The 21,405-nt window shown below is 34.4% G+C and carries 22 protein-coding genes and 1 tRNA gene; 15 read left to right on the forward strand and 8 right to left on the reverse strand.

The window, feature by feature from the left end; translation table 11 throughout:
• The first annotated feature begins 22 nt into the window (after positions 1–22).
• From FA048_RS14510 to FA048_RS14545, 8 genes are all read left to right on the forward strand, one after another.
• Positions 23–991, forward strand: coding sequence for a glycosyltransferase (locus FA048_RS14510; protein WP_136842337.1), 969 nt, complete (start codon positions 23–25; stop codon positions 989–991).
• On the forward strand, positions 988–1,872 hold the full coding sequence (locus tag FA048_RS14515) for a glycerophosphoryl diester phosphodiesterase membrane domain-containing protein (RefSeq protein WP_136842339.1): 885 nt from the start codon (positions 988–990) through the stop codon (positions 1,870–1,872). The genes FA048_RS14510 and FA048_RS14515 overlap by 4 nt, the downstream gene beginning before the upstream one ends.
• A gap of 103 nt (positions 1,873–1,975) precedes the next feature.
• Entirely contained in the window at positions 1,976–3,475 is a 1,500-nt protein-coding gene (locus FA048_RS14520; RefSeq protein WP_136842340.1) for a GH3 auxin-responsive promoter family protein, read from the forward strand.
• A 193-nt stretch (positions 3,476–3,668) separates the two neighbouring features.
• The gene (locus tag FA048_RS20120) at positions 3,669–3,887 is read left to right on the forward strand and encodes a four helix bundle protein (protein WP_225872553.1); all 219 of its coding nucleotides are present in this window, start codon (positions 3,669–3,671) and stop codon (positions 3,885–3,887) included.
• A 77-nt stretch (positions 3,888–3,964) separates the two neighbouring features.
• Complete coding sequence (locus FA048_RS14530) at positions 3,965–5,131, forward strand: 1-deoxy-D-xylulose-5-phosphate reductoisomerase (RefSeq protein WP_136842342.1); 1,167 nt, start codon at positions 3,965–3,967, stop codon at positions 5,129–5,131.
• A 19-nt stretch (positions 5,132–5,150) separates the two neighbouring features.
• Positions 5,151–6,545, forward strand: coding sequence for an RIP metalloprotease RseP (gene rseP, locus FA048_RS14535; protein ID WP_136842344.1), 1,395 nt, complete (start codon positions 5,151–5,153; stop codon positions 6,543–6,545).
• Positions 6,546–6,633: 88 nt separating this feature from the next.
• Positions 6,634–7,161, forward strand: a complete 528-nt coding sequence (gene hscB, locus FA048_RS14540) for a Fe-S protein assembly co-chaperone HscB (RefSeq protein WP_136842346.1) — start codon at positions 6,634–6,636, stop codon at positions 7,159–7,161.
• Positions 7,162–7,251: 90 nt separating this feature from the next.
• Complete coding sequence (locus FA048_RS14545) at positions 7,252–7,539, forward strand: DUF3817 domain-containing protein (RefSeq protein WP_136842347.1); 288 nt, start codon at positions 7,252–7,254, stop codon at positions 7,537–7,539.
• Here the strand turns inward: FA048_RS14545 and FA048_RS14550 are convergent, their stop codons facing one another.
• The 3 genes from FA048_RS14550 to FA048_RS14560 form a co-directional block, all read right to left on the reverse strand.
• Positions 7,540–8,322 carry a sensor histidine kinase gene (locus FA048_RS14550; RefSeq protein WP_136842349.1) on the reverse strand — a complete coding sequence of 261 codons (783 nt, stop codon included), beginning with the start codon at positions 8,320–8,322 and terminating at the stop codon, positions 7,540–7,542.
• Positions 8,312–8,782, reverse strand: coding sequence for a hypothetical protein (locus tag FA048_RS14555; RefSeq protein WP_136842351.1), 471 nt, complete (start codon positions 8,780–8,782; stop codon positions 8,312–8,314). The genes FA048_RS14550 and FA048_RS14555 overlap by 11 nt, the downstream gene beginning before the upstream one ends.
• Positions 8,783–8,947: 165 nt before the next feature.
• Positions 8,948–9,349: a hypothetical protein gene (locus tag FA048_RS14560; RefSeq protein ID WP_136842353.1), complete on the reverse strand. Its 402-nt coding sequence runs from the start codon at positions 9,347–9,349 to the stop codon at positions 8,948–8,950.
• Positions 9,350–9,441: 92 nt separating this feature from the next.
• Between FA048_RS14560 and FA048_RS14565 the strand changes: the two genes are divergently transcribed.
• Complete coding sequence (locus FA048_RS14565; protein WP_136842355.1) at positions 9,442–10,113, forward strand: response regulator transcription factor; 672 nt, start codon at positions 9,442–9,444, stop codon at positions 10,111–10,113.
• 196 nt (positions 10,114–10,309) lie between these two features.
• Entirely contained in the window at positions 10,310–11,014 is a 705-nt protein-coding gene (locus FA048_RS14570) for a M15 family metallopeptidase domain-containing protein (RefSeq protein ID WP_136842357.1), read from the forward strand.
• A gap of 127 nt (positions 11,015–11,141) precedes the next feature.
• Here FA048_RS14570 and FA048_RS14575 read toward each other — a convergent pair whose 3' ends face one another.
• Complete coding sequence (locus tag FA048_RS14575) at positions 11,142–11,597, reverse strand: hypothetical protein (RefSeq protein ID WP_136842359.1); 456 nt, start codon at positions 11,595–11,597, stop codon at positions 11,142–11,144.
• A 372-nt stretch (positions 11,598–11,969) separates the two neighbouring features.
• Here FA048_RS14575 and FA048_RS14580 point away from each other — a divergent pair, with 372 nt between their 5' ends.
• Entirely contained in the window at positions 11,970–12,887 is a 918-nt protein-coding gene (locus tag FA048_RS14580; RefSeq protein ID WP_205943494.1) for a sensor histidine kinase, read from the forward strand.
• A 16-nt stretch (positions 12,888–12,903) separates the two neighbouring features.
• Positions 12,904–13,608 carry a LytR/AlgR family response regulator transcription factor gene (locus tag FA048_RS14585; RefSeq protein WP_136842368.1) on the forward strand — a complete coding sequence of 235 codons (705 nt, stop codon included), beginning with the start codon at positions 12,904–12,906 and terminating at the stop codon, positions 13,606–13,608.
• Positions 13,609–13,736: 128 nt separating this feature from the next.
• Here the strand turns inward: FA048_RS14585 and FA048_RS14590 are convergent, their stop codons facing one another.
• Positions 13,737–15,092, reverse strand: coding sequence for an alkaline phosphatase family protein (locus FA048_RS14590; RefSeq protein WP_136842370.1), 1,356 nt, complete (start codon positions 15,090–15,092; stop codon positions 13,737–13,739).
• Between the two features lie 223 nt (positions 15,093–15,315).
• Complete coding sequence (locus tag FA048_RS14595) at positions 15,316–16,146, reverse strand: helix-turn-helix domain-containing protein (RefSeq protein WP_136842371.1); 831 nt, start codon at positions 16,144–16,146, stop codon at positions 15,316–15,318.
• A gap of 110 nt (positions 16,147–16,256) precedes the next feature.
• Here FA048_RS14595 and map point away from each other — a divergent pair, with 110 nt between their 5' ends.
• Positions 16,257–17,015: a type I methionyl aminopeptidase gene (gene map / locus FA048_RS14600; protein WP_136842373.1), complete on the forward strand. Its 759-nt coding sequence runs from the start codon at positions 16,257–16,259 to the stop codon at positions 17,013–17,015.
• A 62-nt stretch (positions 17,016–17,077) separates the two neighbouring features.
• On the opposite strand, the gene FA048_RS14605 is transcribed toward map, so the two are convergent.
• On the reverse strand, positions 17,078–17,329 hold the full coding sequence (locus tag FA048_RS14605; protein ID WP_136842375.1) for an FUSC family protein: 252 nt from the start codon (positions 17,327–17,329) through the stop codon (positions 17,078–17,080).
• 457 nt (positions 17,330–17,786) lie between these two features.
• Between FA048_RS14605 and FA048_RS14610 the strand changes: the two genes are divergently transcribed.
• On the forward strand, positions 17,787–19,694 hold the full coding sequence (locus tag FA048_RS14610) for a DUF4365 domain-containing protein (RefSeq protein ID WP_136842377.1): 1,908 nt from the start codon (positions 17,787–17,789) through the stop codon (positions 19,692–19,694).
• A 244-nt stretch (positions 19,695–19,938) separates the two neighbouring features.
• On the forward strand, positions 19,939–21,012 hold the full coding sequence (locus tag FA048_RS14615) for a hypothetical protein (RefSeq protein ID WP_136842379.1): 1,074 nt from the start codon (positions 19,939–19,941) through the stop codon (positions 21,010–21,012).
• A gap of 171 nt (positions 21,013–21,183) precedes the next feature.
• On the opposite strand, the gene FA048_RS14620 is transcribed toward FA048_RS14615, so the two are convergent.
• Positions 21,184–21,266: transfer RNA gene (locus FA048_RS14620), tRNA-Leu, on the reverse strand.
• Positions 21,267–21,405: the final 139 nt, after the last annotated feature.

A 21,405-nucleotide genomic window follows, 5' to 3' on the forward strand; every position in this document is an offset into this window, starting at 1 on the left:
TTTCGGTTTTTAGCCTTAAGACATGTTTTTCTCCATTATCATTCCTCTTTATAACCGTCCTCAAGAAATTGATGAACTTTTAGCTACCTTAACCAAACAAACTTATATGCAGTTTGAGGTTTTGGTGATTGAAGACGGTTCGATAAATGATGCAGCTGATATTGTTGCCTCTTATGCAGATAGACTAGATATTAAGTATTTTGTAAAACCAAATGCTGGTCAGGGTTTTGCCCGTAACTTTGGCTTTGAAAGAGCTAAGGGAGATTATTTTGTAATTTTCGATTCAGACTGTTTAATCCCAGAAGATTATTTAGAAACAGTTAAAGACTATCTTTTCGAACATCAGCTAGATGCTTATGGCGGACCAGATGCGGCACATGAAACCTTTACCCCAGTTCAAAAAGCCATTAGTTATGCCATGACATCGCCTTTTACAACAGGTGGAATTAGAGGCAATAAAAAGCACATCGGCCAGTTTCATCCCCGTAGTTTTAATATGGGTGTTTCTAGAGAAGTTTGGGAAAAAGTTGGAGGCTTTATTTTAACCCGCTTGGGTGAGGATATCGAATATAGCATAAGAATTCATGAAAATGGATTTAAAATCGGGTTAATTCCAGCTGCTAAAGTTTACCATAAAAGACGTACAAGTTTTGCTCAATTTTATAAACAATTGCACTTTTTTGGTAGGGCTCGCATCAATATTTACAAACATTTCCCTAAAGAGTTAAAAGCCGTCCATTTTTTTCCAGCCATGTTTGTGCTCGGCTTAGGAGTATTACTTTTGTCTAATGTGTTTTTTCCACCATTTGGCTATATCTGCAATTTCTTTTTTCTATTGTTTTTTGTGTTGATATTTTTTCATGCTTGGCAGGTTAATAAATCAATAAAAATTGCATTTTTGAGTGTTATTGCATCTTTTATACAACTAACCGCTTATGGTTTCGGTTTTATACAAGATTTTTTTAAAAGAGTATTATTTAAACAATCATGATAGATTATTTGAAAGAAAGCACTTTCGCGGTTAAAGATGTGATTATGCAAGCTTGGCATGTTACGCGAGATAACTATTTTTCTATTGCTACCTTATGCTTTTTGATTTTTATAACGGCATCAACATCAACGTTTATGGCCTTTTTTATGGGCGATTTAAATATTGGTATTAAAATTATCATGATGCTTATTTTCATTATGAGTTATTGTGTGGTAGAACTCTGTATGATTAAATATATCTTCAGGTTACTAGATCATGAAAATGACATTGATATCAAAATTATAGATACCCTGCCTACGAGGTTAGAAATAGTTAGATTTTTAATAGGAACCATATATTTTGGGATTAGCATATTCTTTGTTGGTATATTGTTAATGCCCGTATTGTATATACTTGACGTTACTTTACAATTTGCTGTAAACCAGGGTTGGATAGAGAGTTTTAGAGGAGGAGCCGGCGCAAAAATAATCATTAACATTTCGGTAGCAATTGGGATGTTGAGCATTTTTTTTACATTCATCAGGATAGTATTTTTTCCATTTTTTATTATCGATAAGCACTGCACACCATTTGAATCTATAAAATTAAGTTTAGCTACAACTAAAGGTAACTTCATTAAATTGTTATTTATTCTTGCAGGTTTGGTTTTGGTGCAAGCTATCGTTTTTGGCTTCTTTTATATTGTAGTTTTAACAGGATTTCGCTTAGTTAATTACTTTTTTGATTATGATATAAATCAATATGTTTCTTTAATTGTTGTTGTATTTAGTTCATTTGTTATTGTTCCCTTTACCACGGCTTTTTTTGCGGTTGCATACAGGAAAATAATGAATGAATACAAAGGAGATGAGCATCCAGATATTATACACAATATAGTTTAATCCTTAAATCAATAAGGGTCTTTACATTGTTTAATGATGTGGATAAACAATAGCTTAAATATTAACATTAGAAAGGAGAAGCCCCTTTAGGGTTTGGGTAGTTATGGGATTAAAAGCGGCACTAAGTAAACCATTTGCTGTCTTAGTGGTAAAAGGGATTAAAAAATGGAAACAGAATGCTTTAAAAGCTCAGGAAGAAACCTTTCATTCGCTTTTAAAATCAGCCTCGCATACAGTTTTTGGTAAAGATCATCACTTTTCAGAGATTAGATCTTATCAGGATTTTAAGGCAAATGTACCTGTAAGAGATTACGAAGCGCTTAGGCCATATATTGATAGAGTGGTGGCTGGTGAAAGTGATATTTTGTGGAAGGGAAAACCGAAATATTTTGCTAAAACATCTGGTACCACATCTGGGGTAAAGTATATTCCTATTTCTAAAGAATCAATGCCGGAGCATATTAAAGCTGCTAGAAATGCGCTTTTGACATACATTCATGAAACTGGTAAAGCTGAATTTGTAAATGGTAAAATGATTTTTTTACAAGGAAGTCCAATTTTAACCATGAAGAATGGAATTAATGTTGGTCGTTTATCGGGTATCGTAGCACACTTAGTTCCTGGATATTTGCAAAAAAACAGATTACCATCTTATGAGACCAACTGCATTGAAGATTGGGAAGAAAAAGTAGATGCAATAGTTGAGGAAACGCTGCATAAAGATATGACCTTGATTTCTGGAATACCACCTTGGGTACAAATGTATTTCGACAAGTTGAGTGAAAAATCTGGAGGAAAAAAAATCAAAGATATTTTTAAGAATTTTAATCTATTTGTATATGGTGGGGTGAATTACGAACCTTATAGGGCTAAAATAGAAGCTAGCATTGGAAAGAAAATAGACGCCATTGAAACCTATCCAGCTTCAGAAGGTTTTATCGCTTACCAAGATACACAAAAAGATAAAAGCTTACTTTTATTGGCTAAAGCTGGTATTTTTTACGAATTTATTCCTGCAGAAGAATACTATAATGAAAATCCAACTCGTTTAAGTTTAGCAGAAATAGAATTGGAGAAAAATTATGCATTGATTTTGAATACAAGTGCTGGATTATGGGGTTACAGCATTGGTGATACAGTTAAGTTTGTATCTAAAAACCCTTACAAAATATTAGTTACTGGGCGCATTAAGCATTTTATATCTGCTTTTGGCGAGCATGTGATTGGTGAAGAAGTTGAGCAAGCAATTTTGGCTGTTGCTAATGAAGAAGGGGTAGAAATTACGGAGTTTACTGTTGCTCCCCAAGTAAATCCAGCCTTTGGTGAATTACCTTATCATGAATGGTTTGTAGAATTTGCAAATGAACCAAAAGACCTGAAAGCCTTTAGCGAAAAGGTAGATTTAGCTTTGCAAAAGAAAAATATTTACTATTTTGATCTTATCGAAGGAAAAATTTTACAAAAACTAATTATCCGCTCGTTAAAGAAAGATGCATTTGTAAATTACATGAGGGCAGAAGGTAAACTTGGTGGACAAAACAAAGTACCTAGATTAAGTAATGATAGGAAGTTAGCAGAAGTTTTAGAGAAGTATATTGCTTAGTTGTTAACGCTGTGGAATTGTTAGATTGTTCAATTGTTAGTATAGATATTAAAAATGTTTGATTGTTAAAATTGTAGAATTATTGATGAGGTAAATTTAAAATTCTAACTTCCATATGAAAAACAACTATCTATGGAAAAGAATTATTTACAGTTAAATCAAATAACTGCTTATACCAAAACCTTCAGCAAATATTGCTGAAGGTTTTGGTAGATATCATAAAAAGGATAAGGTGAAATTTTATTATTACAGTTTTGGTTCGGTAAAAGAATGTTTAGATTGGAATGAAAAGGCAAAAGTGAGAAAATTAATAAGTGAAGAAGTTTATATTAAGATTTTTGGTGTTTTGGAAACATTACCAAAAGAAATACACCAATTAATAAAGTTTACAAATGATAAATTAAAGATTTAGCATTATAATTTTTTCCGTTATATAGTTACAATATAACAATTTAACAATGCAGCAATCTTCTAAAATACAACAATTAATTGAAAAACATATCCATACTAGGTAGTACAGGTTCTATCGGGACACAAGCTTTAGAGGTTGTACGTTTAAATCCTGAATTATATAAAATAAATGCTTTAACGGCACAAAATAATGCGTTGTTATTGATTGAGCAAGCTCTAGAATTTAAGCCAGAAATGGTGGTAATTACTTGCGAAGATCATTACCAAACCGTAAAACAAGCGCTACCAAATGTAAAAGTGCTGTGTGGTGAAGACGCTTTAATTGCTGCGGTACAATTACCACAAACCCAGTTGGTACTAACTGCAATAATGGGTTCTGTAGGTTTAAAGCCTACTATAGCCGCCATTGAAGCTAAAAAAGACATCGGTCTTGCCAATAAGGAAACCCTAGTGGTGGCAGGAGAGTTAGTGATGCAATTGGCAAAAGACAACGGTGTTAAAATAATACCAGTTGATTCAGAACATTCTGCCATATTTCAATGCTTGGTAGGTGAAGAAAATAACCCAATAGAGAAGATTTTCTTAACAGCATCTGGTGGGCCATTTAGAGGAAAAGATTTGAGCTTTTTATCAACCGTTACTAAAATAGAGGCCTTAAAGCATCCAAACTGGGTGATGGGAGCTAAGATAACCATCGATTCAGCATCGCTAATGAATAAGGGATTGGAAGCCATTGAGGCAAAATGGTTATTCGGAATAGAAGCCGAGCAGATTGAAGTAGTGGTTCATCCACAGTCTATTATTCATTCTATGGTGCAATTTACCGATGGCTCTATCAAAGCGCAAATGGGTTTGCCCGATATGAAGTTGCCAATTCACTATGCTTTGGCTTACCCTCAGAGAGTTACCAGTAATTTTGAAAGGTTTAGCTTTTTAAAACACCCAGAATTCACATTTTTGCAAGCAGATACAAAAAGTTTTCGTAATCTTGAGCTTGCTTTTACAGCGATGAAAAAGGGTGGTAACATGCCTTGTATCATCAATGCAGCAAATGAAATTGTTGTTGAGGCATTTTTAAAAGATAAAATTGGCTTCTTGCAGATGAGTGACGTAATTGAGGAATGTATGCAAGAAATTAATTTTATAGGGCAACCAACACTTAATAATTATTTAGAAACCGACAAGCAGACACGTATATTTGCCAGCGAACTCGTAACAAAACAAAGTTTAATAAATCTAAAATAAAACAACACTATAATATTATATGGACGGACTGATTATGGCGGGCCAGCTTTTGCTGGGATTATCGATACTAGTAATTTTACACGAATTAGGACATTTTTTAGCAGCCCGTGCTTTCGGAATAAAAGTTGAAAAATTTTATCTTTTCTTTGACGCTTGGGGCTTTAAGCTGTTTAGTTTTAAAGTTGGTGACACAGAATACGGAGTAGGATGGTTGCCTTTAGGTGGTTATGTTAAAATAGCTGGTATGATAGATGAGTCTATGGATACCGAACAAATGGCTTTGCCTGCAGAACCATGGGAATTTAGATCTAAACCAGCTTGGCAACGTTTAATTGTAATGTTAGGCGGTATTATTGTGAACATTGCAGTAGGCATATTCATTTTTTGGATATTAACTTTTAAGTATGGTGAAACATATACTCCGAATGATCAATTGGTTAACGGGGTTAATCCTGGTATAATTGGTAGAGAAATAGGCATTAAAACAGGCGACAAAATTTTAGCAATAAATGGGCATAGAGTTGTTCGTTTTGAAGAGTTAATTAGCTCTAAAGTTTTATTGGGTAGCCCAAAATTAACGGTTTCTCGTAATGGACAAGCTGTAGATTTAAAAGTGCCAGAAACAGTTTTAAATAGCATAAGTGAATATGGCATTAGAGAGTTTGTTGCACCTAGATTTGAAACGCAGAAAATTAAAGCTGTAGTTGACCACACTCCAGCGAAATTATCATTAGTGCAACGCATAAAAGGTTGGTTTACTAGTGCAGAACCCGCCAAAACTATTGCTCCAGCCTTTGATGCAGGAATTAAAGCTGGTGATAGTGTTCTTGCTGTTAATGGTAAACCAGTTCGTTTTAGAGACGAGTTAAATACTACAGCAGAAAATTCAAAAGGAAAAGTAATAACATTAACTGTTTGGCGTGATGGTAAAGTAATTGACTTTAAACCTAAAGTTGCAGCTGATGGAACAATAGGAGTTTTATTTGGACTTAAAAATTTACCAGAAACACATGTTAATTATGGTTTCATGGAATCGTTTTCAGTTGGAACAACTAAAGCTTGGACTACCTTTGTTGATAATGGTAAGGGTATTTGGAAAATGATTACAGGTAAAGTAAGTGCTAGAAACATTAGCAGTCCAATTGGTATTGCCCAGGTTTATGGAAGTGATTTTGAATGGGAAAATTTCTGGCGCCTAACTGGATTAATTTCTATGGCATTGGCCTTTATGAACTTACTACCAATTCCAGCTTTAGATGGTGGTCACGTTGTGTTTTTAATTATCGAAATGATTAAAGGTAAGCCACTAGGTGATAAATTTATGGAACGTGCTCAAGTAGTTGGTTTCGTTATTTTATTGAGTTTAATGGTGTTTGCCTTTGGAAATGATATTCTAAAACTATTTGGGAAATAGTTTTAAATAAACTAATAAAAAAATAGCCACAGATGCGCAGATTTAATATAATCTACGCATCTGTGGCTTAAAATATAAAGTGATACAGATGAACTATTTCGAGCTTTACGGTATACCAGTTAGCTTCAATCCTGATCAACAGCTCATAAAGACCAAATTTTATGCGCTAAGCAAACAATACCATCCAGATTTCTATATCAATGAAAGCCAAGAAAAGCAAGATGAGGTTTTAGAGCTCTCAACACTCAATAATAAAGCTTTTCAAGTTTTAAAAGATCCTCAAAAAAGATTACATTATATCCTGGACTTAAAAGGGCAATTGGTTGAGGGTGAAAATTATGCTTTGCCCCAAAGCTTTTTAATGGAAATGATGGATGTAAATGAAGCTTTAATGGATTTAGAGTTCGAACCCGATACTTCAAAGTTAACCCAAGTTAAAACAGACATTGCAGCGTTTGAGGAATCTTTAGCAAATGAGCTTACTACATTAACTTCAACTTTTGATGTTAGTACTACAAATGAATATGACGGGCTTTTAAAGGCTATTAAAGATATTTATTACAGAAATAAATACTTGTGGCGCATTAAAGAGAGTATAGCTCGTATTGCTTCTTAAATTGAGTTAGAAGGTTTGCTAATTGTAAAAAAGCAAATCAACAATTTTTATGCAAATGGCATTAATTACATTTGTTGCAAAGCCAACATTATGACCTCATTAAATCTTTTTAGAAAAGTAGCCGTTGCAGAAGGCATCTCTTATCTTTTATTGCTATTTATTGCAATGCCTCTAAAATACTGGGCAGATATGCCTCTTGCTGTTAAATATACTGGATGGGCACATGGTTTGCTTTTTGTGCTTTATGCAGCTTGTTTGGTGATGGCTTGGCAGGAAACCAAATGGAAATTTGGTAAGGCAGTTTTAATTTTCTTAGCCTCATTATTGCCATTTGCTCCATTTATAGTTGATAAGAAGCTAGGAGAGGAAAAAAGGTAATTATTCAACTATGCAGTTGATGGTAATTTTAAAGCCATTATTTACACTGGTTGCAATTGTATAAGTTGCGTTGATCATTTGTATTCTACTAATGATATTTTGCATTCCAATACCCTTTTTCTCATTTAAAACAGCAATATCAAAACCTTGTCCATTGTCTTGATAAGTAATTTCAAGCCTATTTTGATTTTGCTTGAAATGAATATCAATTTTAGTGGCTTTGGCATGTTTTAATGTGTTTGCTATTAACTGGGTAATTACCCTAAATAATGCCAATTCTGCCTTTTCAGAAAGTAGTTTTTCTTCAGTTTCTAATTCATTGGAAAGTACAATTTCGATTTCGTCTGCTTTGTTAATGAGCGAAACAAATCCTTCGATAGAAGTATATAGCCCAAACATGGCCAAACCAGGAGGAGAAAGATCGTGTGCAATGTTCCTTACATCAACAATCATTTTATCTATCAATTGTTTAGCTGGTAAAATAACGTCTTGATCGGATTGGCTGTATTGCCGCATTGCCGCATTTAGCATCAATTTTATGGCAGATAATGTTCCGCCAACCTCATCGTGCAAGTCTTCGCCAATTCTTTTCCGCTCAATCTCTTGTGAATCGATTACTGCGCTAAGTAGTTGTTTTTGTTGTTGTATTTCTGTTTCTTGGAATAATTTTCTTTGCTGCCAAACCATATTTTGGTTTTTGATATATAACACCAAGAAAAAAGTAACCAATATAAAAATGGCCAATACACTATAAAAAATGAGTAAATAGATGTTATCTATCATTTTTGATTAAGCTAAAACCTCTTCCCCAAGCCAGATACATAATCATCGACATGGCACCATGAAAATACCAAATTATTAAATTCATTTCCTTGTTTTTGGTTACAAATACAATGTAGTTAGACAAGATAAAAATAATACATACTACTGGGAAATAAACTAAAATACCAATATTAAACCAGCTGGTGGGTTTTTGAATCCAGTTTTCTGTAAAACCACTTTTGTATAAATAAAGTAAACAGAAAAAAGTTATTAAAATAGCTTCTAAAGGTCTGGTATAAGTATTAAATGTATATATGCTCTGTATAAAAGTGAAATTTATAATGCACAATATTGGGAAGAGAATGGTAAAGTAAAGCAGTACTTTTTTAATTAACGGTTCAGTAAATAGCGTTCGAAAATAGCTTAAAATGAGAATAGCTTCTACAATAGTATATAAATGTAGTAAAGGCAAATTCTTCATTCTATACACAATAAAAATTATTGCTGCAAGATTAATTAAACCTGACGCTACCAAATAATAAAAAAGAAGTTTAGGACCAGCTTTGGCAGTCTTAAAATTAAGTACCCCAAATAGTATAGGTATCAATATACTAAGGGGTACAATATAGGTTAAAAACATAATTGATTAAGGAACAAACAATGGGCTTTCAGGGTCACAAACATCCGGACATGGTTTGGTGAAATCATAGATTTCAGAATCCCCACCTTGTAGTTCATCAGACGTGGGTATAAGATCTTTTCCTTCCTTATCAACTGCAACAATTAGTGCAGTTACATCATCATCTAATTGTTGGTCAGTTAGCTTAACAGCAAAATAAGCCCTTACACCCTGAAGCGAGTTCGTAATATTTCCATCATCATCTAATGATGAATATTTTTCTACAATCGCCATAAGATCACTAATGGGAATTAAAATTGCTCTCGGGATGTTCGTATCCGGAATTTGACCTTTCATTTGATCTCTGAAACGGGTTACTCTTGCTATAGCAGCATTGAGTGGAATGGTGGGAACGTTAATTGGTTTCATAATTTTAAATTTTCACTAATCTAAAAAAAAAACGACATTGTACACTTATAGCGCACAAATTTTATAATTTCAAGGTTTCAAATCACGCTCAAATGAATATCAATATTGCTATAGCAGACGACCAAAAACTATTTAGAAAAGGGATGGCTGCCCTAGTTGGTTCTTTCGAAAATATGTCGCTAATTTTCGAAGCAGAAAACGGTAAAGAATTGCTTGCACTTTGCGAAAGTGCTGTTATAAAACCAGATATTATTTTGCTTGATCTTTCCATGCCTGAGTTGAATGGATTAGATGCATTGAAAATATTAAAAGAGAAATATCCAAAATTAGGGGTAATTGTTTTAACTATCCACGAAGCAGAAAATTTTATTCTTGCTACGATACAAGCAGGAGCAAATGGCTATTTAGCAAAAAATGCTGAACCAGAGGAAGTAGAATTAGCTATTAGAGAGGTATATAAAAACGATTTCCATTTTACACTGCCGATGCTTGAAATTATGCGTAAGGGTTTAGTGAAAAAAATACAGCCAGTAACATTTGAAAATGAAGATAATATAACTGCAAGAGAAAAAGAGGTACTCCAGTTAATTTGTAAACAGTTTAGTAGCAATGAGATTGCAGAGAAATTATTTCTAAGTAATAGAACGGTAGAAGGGCACAGAAATAATTTACTTCTAAAAACTGGTAGTCGAAATACAGCCGGACTTGTATTATATGCCTTAAAGCACAAAATCATCGACTTAGCTAATTTTTCTTTCTCTTAATTATTTTTCAACTAGGTATTTTTACCTGTTTGCCACGTGTTTTTACCCGAAAACAATACAAGGCAAAACTACGCTCAAAATCATTTTAAAATTATTGTCACTTAGCATCGCTAAACGAGCAATGATTTAACCTTTGTTGTGATAAGGAACATTATCCGCTTAGCTTTTAAGCCCAATGCACCTTATTTAACAAACAATGGAACATATAGATAAAATTAAAGCGCTACAAGCAAAAGCCGGAATAGAAGCAGATGGTATCGTTTCATCAAAAACTTGGTTAAATATTCATTATTTATTGTTTGGATCATTGCCCTATGATATCAATATAGATTCGATAATTAAATCTATACAAAAGAAAATAAAGGTTAGGATAGATGGTTATCCCTGGCATAAAACTTGGGATATACTCTATGATTTATTGATAGTAAAGGCAGAAAAAAGTGACGTAAATAAATCAATAGATTTACATAATGAAGAAATGTTGGACAACTTGCCCGAGGAAGTTGTCCCATTTGCTAAAGAGTTAATTACACTTGCTGCAGATCATGGAATAACTATTAGGATAACCAATAACACTAAAAATAAATTCGTTCCAAAGGATTCAAATTTTACGGGTAATGAAGGAAATTACTCCATCTATAATTTTGGTTTAGCTTTCGATGTTAAAATTTTAGAAAAATCTGTAGCTGATGAACCTGAGTCTGATTCTCCCCATTATGAAAAGATAGCCAAGCTAGGAGAATCAATTGGATTAACCTGGACAGGCAACAAAAAAGCATATACTACTGCAACTGATTTTGTACTAAGACCAGCTTGGGCAGTAAGAATGAAAGAAGTTGATATGGTAAAAGAGTTATGTAGAAGAAAGAAAGAAAACATCAATTTATTAGCCATACTCTAATACAAGCTCTCAATAATCAACAAACTTTCTATGATTGCAAGATTGTAGAAACAAAAAAACCTTCGAGTAATTGAAGGTTTTTTGCATATACGATATAATATATGGCTAGAGAAAATGGGAAAACTCATTAAGGGCGAAGAAATGCTAGTGTTTCGCCTTTGGGAAGTTCACGGGCCGTATAATGAAGACTCAATTCGCTGTTGGCATTTTTCTTTTGTAGCTGTGAGACTTCTTTTACAGCAATTGTCATTTTCCAATCCGAACCTGTGGCATCAGCAAACATCCATTTTTTCAATGTATTTCCCTTTTCATCTTTTAAGGAGATGCTTCTGCCAGTACCAGCACCTTTTATCATACAATGTGTGTAGCTAATCCGTAATTGGTCACTATCCTTTGCTTTATCTAGTTGTAGCAATCTCAAATTTAAAGGTTGGTTCACCGCTTGCTTTAAAATGAGCTTGTTATTCAAATAAATCTCATAACTGTCCAGTCCAAATCTTGTGGTAAAACCAAACGTGGTAATGCATAAAGTAATCAGTGTAAATAGCTTAATAAACGACTGATTGAATGTGATTTTTTTCATATTTTTAGTTTTAAATTAAAAAATATATAAGTCTTGCAACACAATATTAAGCTATTGAGATAGGGGGCCGAAAAATAGTAGACCAACAACCAGAATAGTAGACATCAGTTTTTTTATCATTATATTCATCTACTTTTTGTGTCGTTTGTCGATATAATTTTGAAGACTTAATGCTTTTCCTTTCTTTTGATAATCACCATTGATTATACTCATTTTAACCAATAGAAAATGGACATTCTGGATAAACAGCTTAAGCTACCGTTTTCTAATCGCAAGGTTTCTATAAAATATGCCCTTATTCATTGTACCTATTGGTTGTTGATTACAGGATTCTTCATTTTTGAGAAAAAGTACCTCATCCATAAGGCTAGTATGCCTTATTTTGTAGCTTGTGTGAGCGTACGAATTATATTACTCATCGTAATCGCCTACCTTAACCTGCAATACTTTTTACCTAAATACCTTTTAAAAAAACAATATCTTGCTTATTTCGCTTTAGTTATTCTTTCAGTGGCTGGGTATCTGGTAGTTCAAAGCCTGTTTGATTTTTATTTATATGGATATGTGGTAGGGCCAATGCGCAACAGCCATTTAATGGAAGCATTGTCTTACAACTTTTTTAGCACGTTATGGTACCTTGGATTAATGCTTGCACTCAAATTGAGTTTAGATTGGTACGGGCAGCAGCTCACCATTCAAAAGATTACCGTAGAAAAATTAAACGCAGAAGTTGATTTTCTTCGTGCCCAAGTAAATCCACACTTCTTGTTTAATGTATTAAATAATTTGTATGCGCTTACGCTTAAAAAATCGGAGCTAGCACCCGATGTCGTGCTCAAGCTATCAGAAATGATGGAGTATATGTTGTATGACAGTACTGATGAAAAAGTATTGCTAGAAAAGGAAGTTATTTACCTCAACAACTATATTGAATTAGAAAGGCTCAGATTCGATGGTCAGGTTACCATAGCTCTTAATATCCATCATGAACTGAAAGGGCATAAAATTGCACCCCTGCTTTTACTGCCCTTGGTAGAAAATGCTTTTAAACATGGGTTGAGTAAACAAACTGAAAATAATTGGTTGACCGTTGATATTAAAATGGAAAAATCAACATTGAAAATTAATATAGAAAATGCCAAACCCACTTCAGCTATCAGCAAAAGTAAAGGAGGGATAGGGCTCAACAATTTACGAAAACGACTAGAATTACTCTATCCGAGCAAACATCAGCTTGAGCTTGAGGACAAAAAAAACAGCTTTATGGCCAAACTGGTCATTGAATTATAAAGTAACGAATTGAAAGATGCTAAAATTTGTTGTTGTAGATGATGAGCCACTTGCACTTGAAGTATTAGACGGCTACCTAAAAAGAATGGATGATGTACATTCTGTATCACTGTTTAGCAATGCAGGAGATGCTCTACGTTATTTGGAAAATCAACAAGCAGATGTACTGCTGCTTGACATTGAAATGCCGAAAATGACTGGAATTGACTTTCTAAAAGCACTATCAGATCCACCACTCACAATTTTCACTACAGCTTACCGCAATTATGCTTTTGAAGGGTTTGAATTGGGTGTAATCGATTTTCTGTTAAAACCGATCTCCTTTGCCAGATTCTCTGCGGCAATTGATAAGGTAAGAGATTTTCTTGCGCTTAAAGTACACGATACACAATTGGAAACTGGTGAACCTGCTCCGGAATTTATTTTTGTGAAAAGCGGAGTAAAAAGAATCAAACTTCATTTTAACCAAGTTACCCATGTTCAAGGACTAAAGGATTATGCCATTATACATACACTACAAGAAAGAATTGTAACCAAGGGGTCCATAAAAATGATACAAGAAATGTTTCCGCAGGCGCTTTTTATCAGGGTGCATAAATCTTTTCTGGTGTCTAATAAAGTAATTAAGCACATAGAGCGCAACCGAATCATCATCGATAACCATCAGATCCCCATTGGAAGAAGTTACCGTGAGGAGGTAGAGAAAAAACTTAAGTTGTAATTCTCCCGCATATTAAACAATTAGCCAGATCTCTTTTAAATCTGCTTTAGCTGTTAAATCAGCGGGAGTAAAATTACGGTCTACACAAAACTTAGATGACAATTGAGGCGCTAATCTATTTATGTAAATTATTTTTTTGCTGGAGCAAGTAACCCAGGATACAATACGCCGTCTGTTTTAAGGTTCAAATTTAACAGCTTTGCAATTAGCGGTGCAATATCTTCTTGGCCCATTAATGGTAACACTGTTCCAGGTTTAATCCCTTTACCAAAAGCAACAAAACCAGTTTGTATCTCTTTAAAATCTGTAGGAAGATATCCATGGGTACCTCCACTTACTGGTGCAATTATATCGCCAATAGCAGAGGCACCAAAGCTAAAACCTTGATTTGCTGCCAATGCCATAAAAGCATTAGGATCACCCTGGGCTTTGGTTAATGCTTCTTTATCCAATACATGAAACATCCTCTGCATACCTTCTGGGAGCTGAAGAAGTGCCTGTTTTATTTTTTCTAGGCTCGCTTTGTCCTTTGGATCTTTAAGATGTAAAAATGAAGATCCACCACTTTGCTGAAAATACGCTTTCCATGCATCCTTGTTGGCATCATCGTACAAGCCCAATTTGGCTAGCATAACGTTAGGCTTAAACTGTGTGTGGATATCCACAAAACCATGATCACCTGTGATGATAAAAGTTGTATTCTTACTAATACCGGCAGCTTCTGCTGCATCCATAATGGTCTTTACGGCAACATCAGCACCTGCAACAGCAGACCTAACCTTATCACCGTCACGGCCTTGTTCATGCTCAAAATGATCAACAAGTGCGATATGTACCGCTAAGAAGGCTGGTTTATAGCGTCTTAAAATATAGGCAGCCATTCTTGATTTATTTTGATCACTTGTATAGTAATCAATTGTAGCACCATATTCGGCAAATTTACCAACTGCATAATCCTGAACTTCTTGGAACAGTGCTGGAGGGTTAGATTCCTGAGACATTGCTTTGATCTCATCTTTCTTTTCTCCTTTTCCCTGCGGAAGAATTACATATTCTGGTAAATTGTAATTAATAGGTGCACCTACAGTAACCGGCCAGCTTACACCTGCAGTAGTTAAACCTGCGTCTTTAGCCGCAGTCCATATCGTAGGTACTTTAATATCTTTGTAATACCAGAACCATTTACCCGTAATGCCTAAAGGCTCAACAGGGGTATTGTAATAAATGCCATGTTTTGCAGGTAATACACCACTTACCATTGTTGTATGAGAAGGATAAGTTACCGTAGGAAAACTCCCTCTTACACCTTCAGCATAAGCGCCTTTTTGCATGCCTTGGCGCAAGTTAACCATGCTCCATTGCGGATCTAAATAAAATTCAGGTCGTAAACCATCTATGCTAATTAACACTACGTGATTTTCCTGAGCCGATAGATATCCAGCTGAAAACCAGATTAACGTTATTAGGGTGATTATTTTTTTCATATTATATTATTTGAGGCGAAGGTATTTGTTTAACATGCTTTTAAGGTTTTATAAATATTAAGAAAATATTAATATTAGCAATGTTTACGAACCAGTTTAGATACAATAAATATAAGAAAATCTGACTTAATGAATATGGTAACTGCCTAGTGGGTAATGCTTTAAATCGGATATTAAAACTACAAGAAATTCATATAGCTTATACTGGCTAATATGATAGAGATTAGTGTGCTTGAAACTTCAAGTATTCAAGTGGTGTTTTTCCAGTATAAACTTTAAAGTCTTTTAAAAAGTGATTCGAATCATAGTACCCGTTTGATATTGCTATGCGCATCAAATCCACATCTTTACTTCCAACCAGCTCAAGGTACGCATTAATAAAACGTTGGAGTTGAATATATTCTTTTGGTAAGAGTCCGATATGTTGTGTGAAACTTCTTTCCAACCACTTATAGTTTACACCAGCATTATTGGTCACACTTCTTACAGTGCTTTTCCCTTTTATTTTATGGATATAATCTAATGTTCGTTGTAAGATTGTAGGTGTTTCTATCGCTGTAAAAGTTTGCTGAATGTATGTTTCCACAAATGCTACTTTTTCGTTAACAGAACCGCATTTAAAAAATTTTGCTATGCTGAAGTTATTGTTCTTAGCGATACATTCAAATGGAGTAACTGGATTATATCTAAAATATTGAGCATTTAAATCAAACAACTGATAGAAAGCACTTGGATGAAAACGAACTATGAAAACCTGATTTGTGTTATTGTTGTATTTCACATACACATTCTTAATTGAGCCAGCACTTGCCCATGCAGCTTTAATTTCGAAGGTGTCATTTTCCCCTGTTACCGCTACTGTATCCTCACTACTTTGCAAAAATACAAGCACCGGAAAGCCATCATTGAAAATAAGCTGTGTATTGTTTTTTGGATCTCTAGAGAAAACATAAAATCCCTCTATAACAGATTCAAGCTCTTTTGAAGGGCTAATTCTATAGCCATCCTCATTAAATTCCCCTAATTGTATCTTTTTCAGATAATTTATTGGCATATGGCAAATTTACGAGAAATCTCAATCGATGGCGCATAATACCATGTCTAATATTTACTATGAGCACAGTTTTAATACCCCTAGCTTTGTACAGTTGAAGGATATTATTTATGATTATAAAAACGGAAGAAGAGCTACAGGGTATAAGGAAAGTGAGTGAGGCTGTTGCACTTACCTTAGGGAAAATGAAAGCATATACTCAAATAGGTATGTCTACAAAAGATATAGATGAATACGGAAGACAATTATTAGAGAATCTCGGTGCAAAGTCTGCTCCATTCGAAACCTATGGTTTCCCAGGTTATAGCTGCATCAGCGTTAATAAGGAATTTGCTCATGGCGTTCCATCAGATAAAGTCAATTTAAAAAATGGCGACATAATTAATATTGATGTATCTGCAGAACTAGATGGCTTTTGGTCTGATAATGGATGTTCATTTATTGTTGGAGAAGATGTGCAAGGCGTACAACATTTAATAGATACTTCAAAAGAAATATTACTTGATGCAATTGCTCAAATTAGTGGCGGAGTAAGAATTGCTGATATTGGAAAGCTGATGGAAACCAAAGCCAAAAAAGCAGGATATACCGTTATTCGAGATTTAGGTGGTCATGGAGTTGGACGAAGTTTACACGAAGAGCCAGATGCGATAATGAATTATTATGACCGTGATGATAAAAGACGGTTCAGAAAGGATTCTACCGTTGCTATTGAAACCTTTATTTCTACCAAATCTGCATTTATTGAAACGATGGAAGATGGTTGGGCTTTTGTAGGCAATAAAGGTGGATTTGTAGCCCAACATGAACATACGATATTGATAACGTCTGGCAAACCCATAATTTTAACAGCAGCGAATGGAATATAAGTAGTAATGCTGAAATAAATACCGTTCTCTAATGCGCTTTAAAAAGCGACCCAGTTAGGTCTTTACTTCAAATTTCGCTCTTTTAATAGATCTTCTAATTCTTTGGTATTATATTTCGAATTATTAATCAATTTATAAGCAAGAAACAAAGGGATTAGAGTGAGAAATCCTAAACTGTTTTTTATAACGCTGTAAAATACAATTCCTATCAAAAATCCAATTAATACAGCATTAGTTATGGAAGCTGATTTCAATTTTTTTGCTTCTTGTAACAATTCTTGGTCTGTTAATTCTGCTAATTCTTTTTTTGTCATTTCTCCTGATTTTTGAAAATAATCACCCTGTCGATAGGTTCATAACTAACTCTCAAATATAAATAATAGACTTGGTTACTCAAAATCTGGAATTGTATTTAACTAACTGAACGGATGTTTATTGAATTACCGATTACCTCAGAAATGACATAAAAAACAGGAATTGATGTTCAATTCCTGTTAGTACCCCCAGACGTACTGAAATCGAACCAGTTTAAAGAATTGAATGTAATAGCTTCTATGCTAGTAAGATAATTAAGATAGTTTATTTTTGCATACGTAAATGAAAATGGTGGATCACTCTAATTTTCTACTATTATGTTTATGAACTTGCTGATTATGTAAAAGATATTCATTTTTGCTTTTCGTCCAGAAATATCAAGTTCAACTGATAAATCAAACTAGTATAAAATTCCACTGAACTTAATTATTTTCGTAAATTATTTAAATCACCAAAATGGGATCAAGAACGCAGAACCATATTATCGAAGAAGAATCTAGACTTTTTTTTAAAAGTCTGTTGCCGAGCATGTGGGTATGCCGTGACAAGTCGGAAGACTATGGCATTGATTGCGAAGTTGAGATATTTGATGAGAAAGGTAATCTGACGGGTCTTGTATTTTGGGTGCAATTAAAGGGAACAGCTTCTAACGATATAAAAGTAACCCAACAATTCTCTTTCAAAAATGAGAAACTGGATCAGTTCAGAAATTATAATTTACCAGTACTGATAGCCCGATATTCAAGCATGAATAAAACCATCTTTTTCAGGTGGGCAAACAGTGTGTACAGGTTAAACCGTGAAGGTAAAAACACTAAAATTTCTTTTTTGGATCAGGACGAGTGGGACAAAAGTACTCCGGAAAAAATTAAAAATTATCTCTGCAGACAAAAAACAATATCACAGGGTGGGATAAGATTTCCAATAAAGACCTTTTTGCAAAGGCGACCATTAGATCTTAGTTCGACAGTCCCCTACTCAAATCTTGTGTTAATCAAAAATTATATTTCAGCTAAAAGTAACTATTTCACAATTACAAATGACGAATCAGATGCACTTTTGCAAATAAACATTGAACAGCAACAAATTGTCTTTTCATTTACAGACCTTGCATTTGCTACACTGGGATTAGACTTTTCCACCCTATCGACCACAAGAGAAGATAATATCCTTAAGTATATCATGGTGACATTCTGTGCCAGCTTATTCGAACTTCATAGAAAAGACTTAGGAAGCGCCGTATTTTTCAATGAAGATCTCTTTCCAACTGCAAGCCAAGTACCTTCCTATCTTTCAGATTTATTGCCGCATCTTTTATCTGGCCCTGAGATGACGAAGACCATGCGTTTATTAAACAAGTTTTTAAAAGAGGAACAGCAGGATAACTTTATTGAGGGTATAGTACATATGTTCATGCTTTCAGAAAGAGATAATTTAGATGATGAACAGTTGGAGCTTGTAGAGGAGTTTTTATTACAAAGTCTACTGCAAGCAAAAAAATGGAATACTCCAATGGGAATTGGAATAAGCTGCTATAATTTGGCAAATTTCTATCGCGGAATCAATGCGCATGAAGCTGCCGTATTATACTATCTTGAGGCTAGGAAACACCATACTATATATGTAAAACATGCCTATTATTTTCACGAGCTTGCTGGTCAATTGTTTCTTATCGGAAGATATAAGTTTGCTGAATCCTGTTACAGAAAAGCATTGGCACTTGATCCAAATTCTTTCATGGTAAAAGCACTGATAGCAGATTGTATGATATGTTCTGGGCGATATAAGCTAGGAGCGGAGCAATTGGATGAATTTCTGCTCGAACAACACGATAAAACAGAGAACATAGATGAATGGTACTTAAAATATAGTTGTCTTCAGACATTATTGGACCATGGTTATCCTGAAATTCAAGTTAGAAATTCTGAAAAATCTGATATTCTAGCCGCCCAAGGTGAATATGACAATGCTCTCATGGAAGATATGCTGTGCCCTTTGGCGTGGTTCAACAAAGGAGTGACAGATGCCAATGCTGGTAACGATTACTCGGCATTTATCGCATTTGCAATGGCGGGTACAATTTGCAATAAGGATATTTCTGCTTGGACAAACGCAACCATGTTGAGCCTGAATGAAACTATCGATAAGACCTTTTTGATTTATGTAATAAAAACGGCACACTTTTTCAATGGTCAAAACTATGTGAATTCAGTTTTTCAAGCACTGAGCCAAACCGATGATGAGCACCGAAATATCATCATGGAACTTTTGGATAGAACTTTACCAAAAACACCTGAAAGACCCGCCTTAATACGTTTTTTTCAAGATGAGCAAACCTACGTGCCTCTTTACTTAAAAAAATAATATTTACTGGAATAGACATGGTTTAGAAAACATTACATGGTGTGAATTACCTGAACCAGTAAATGCAATGACTATCCTCTATTAAATTGGAGGAATGACAATCATTTTAATGAATATATTGGAGTAAGAAATACAACAAAAAATGACCAGAGAATCAATCTTAAAACTATTTTTGAAATACTACTTTAGGCTTAATGATTCTTACTACGTTCCATTCGGAAAATTTGATCAAAAATACAGTCTAATGTCGAAGGTAGAAGTCTTACCCATTTGGTCGAAACAAAGTTTTGCAAGGAAAATCAAGGCGATACTTACATTCAACTGGAAACCAGACAACCAAGATATGTTAGACGCAGCGGAAAAAGTTTTGCGACTGGAGATGTTTGGAGATGAAAGTGACTTTGGAGATGTACTCTTTGATATCAACTTATTACACCACCATCGATTATGGAATTTAGATTCCCTTACCGAACAGGATGAACAGAAAGTTAACGCATCAGCTGGGATGAGAATGTTAATTGCCCAAAAGCATGCAGTCGTGGGTACAAATAAATATTTGAATTTGCAACTTGTCCATTACAATCCGATGATATGCTCGTTATGCATTCCAATGATTTTGAAGATTCCCGTTGTCTCAATGTTGTTTGCTATAGAGTTACAGGAGAATTTCACCTTTAATTCTATTCGTCAAGCGAAACATCCCCAGGCGGATGAACTTATCGCATACATTTATGATACTTTGCTGATTCAGCAAAAAATCGCTAGTTCATTCCATAGGCTCTTAAGCCGCATGAATGAAGTGCAACAGAAAAAGGGTGAAACCAAACTGTCTATCTATGAAATGGATGCTATATCTGAATGTGACCTAATCATTAATTACCTAAAATCCTCAGTAGAAAAAATAGTTTTAATACTTGCATTTACCTTCGAGGTCACAAACCTCGAAACTTATAAAAAACATCAACAAAAGCTTAAAGCCATTGATTTAAAATTACCTCCAAAAGCTAAAGCCCAACCTTATTTCGGGTTTATCTGGAAATTTATTCAGCCGGAAGAGCTGGAGAAGCTGAATAATTTGAGAACTGGAATTAATCATAAAAAGGGAGTCTCCAAACTACAACCTCATAGTTACATGGATAGCGATCTATCTACTTCGCCAATTGGTGAAATTTTTGAAACGCTGATGGATCAACATAGAAAAAATTCTGCCATGCTTATAGGAGTATTAGCTCTATTAACAGATGATTTAGTGTTCCGTGATCCGCCGACAGGCTCTGATTTAGAATTCGCCAAAGATTTGCGAGGAATTTATCTTTAGATAGTGCCTGCTTTTAGATTTTCAGCAAATATCTATTAATTACAACAATGAAAACAAAGGCAAGATCGAACCGGTAAGTCAATCTTACTGTGTAACTTATCTATCAGATTAACAGCTTGTTATCGCATAAAAAAACCGGAGTTAGAACTAAAATTAGAACTAACTCCGGCTTGGTACCCAGTGCCGGAGTCGAACCGGCACGGTTTCCCACAGGTGTTTGAGACCAGCGCGTCTACCAATTCCGCCAACTGGGCATTTCTTATTTAGCGGGACGCAAATCTATCATTTAGACAGCGAAAAAACAAACTTATTTTCTTTTAAATATTTAAAAGCAGTAAAATTCTCTCCTTTTAGGAATGTCATTTTATCATAATATCAGCCTTTTTTCAAAAA

It is taken from the genome of Pedobacter polaris (assembly GCF_005116505.1).
GTDB classification, from domain to species: domain Bacteria; phylum Bacteroidota; class Bacteroidia; order Sphingobacteriales; family Sphingobacteriaceae; genus Pedobacter; species Pedobacter polaris.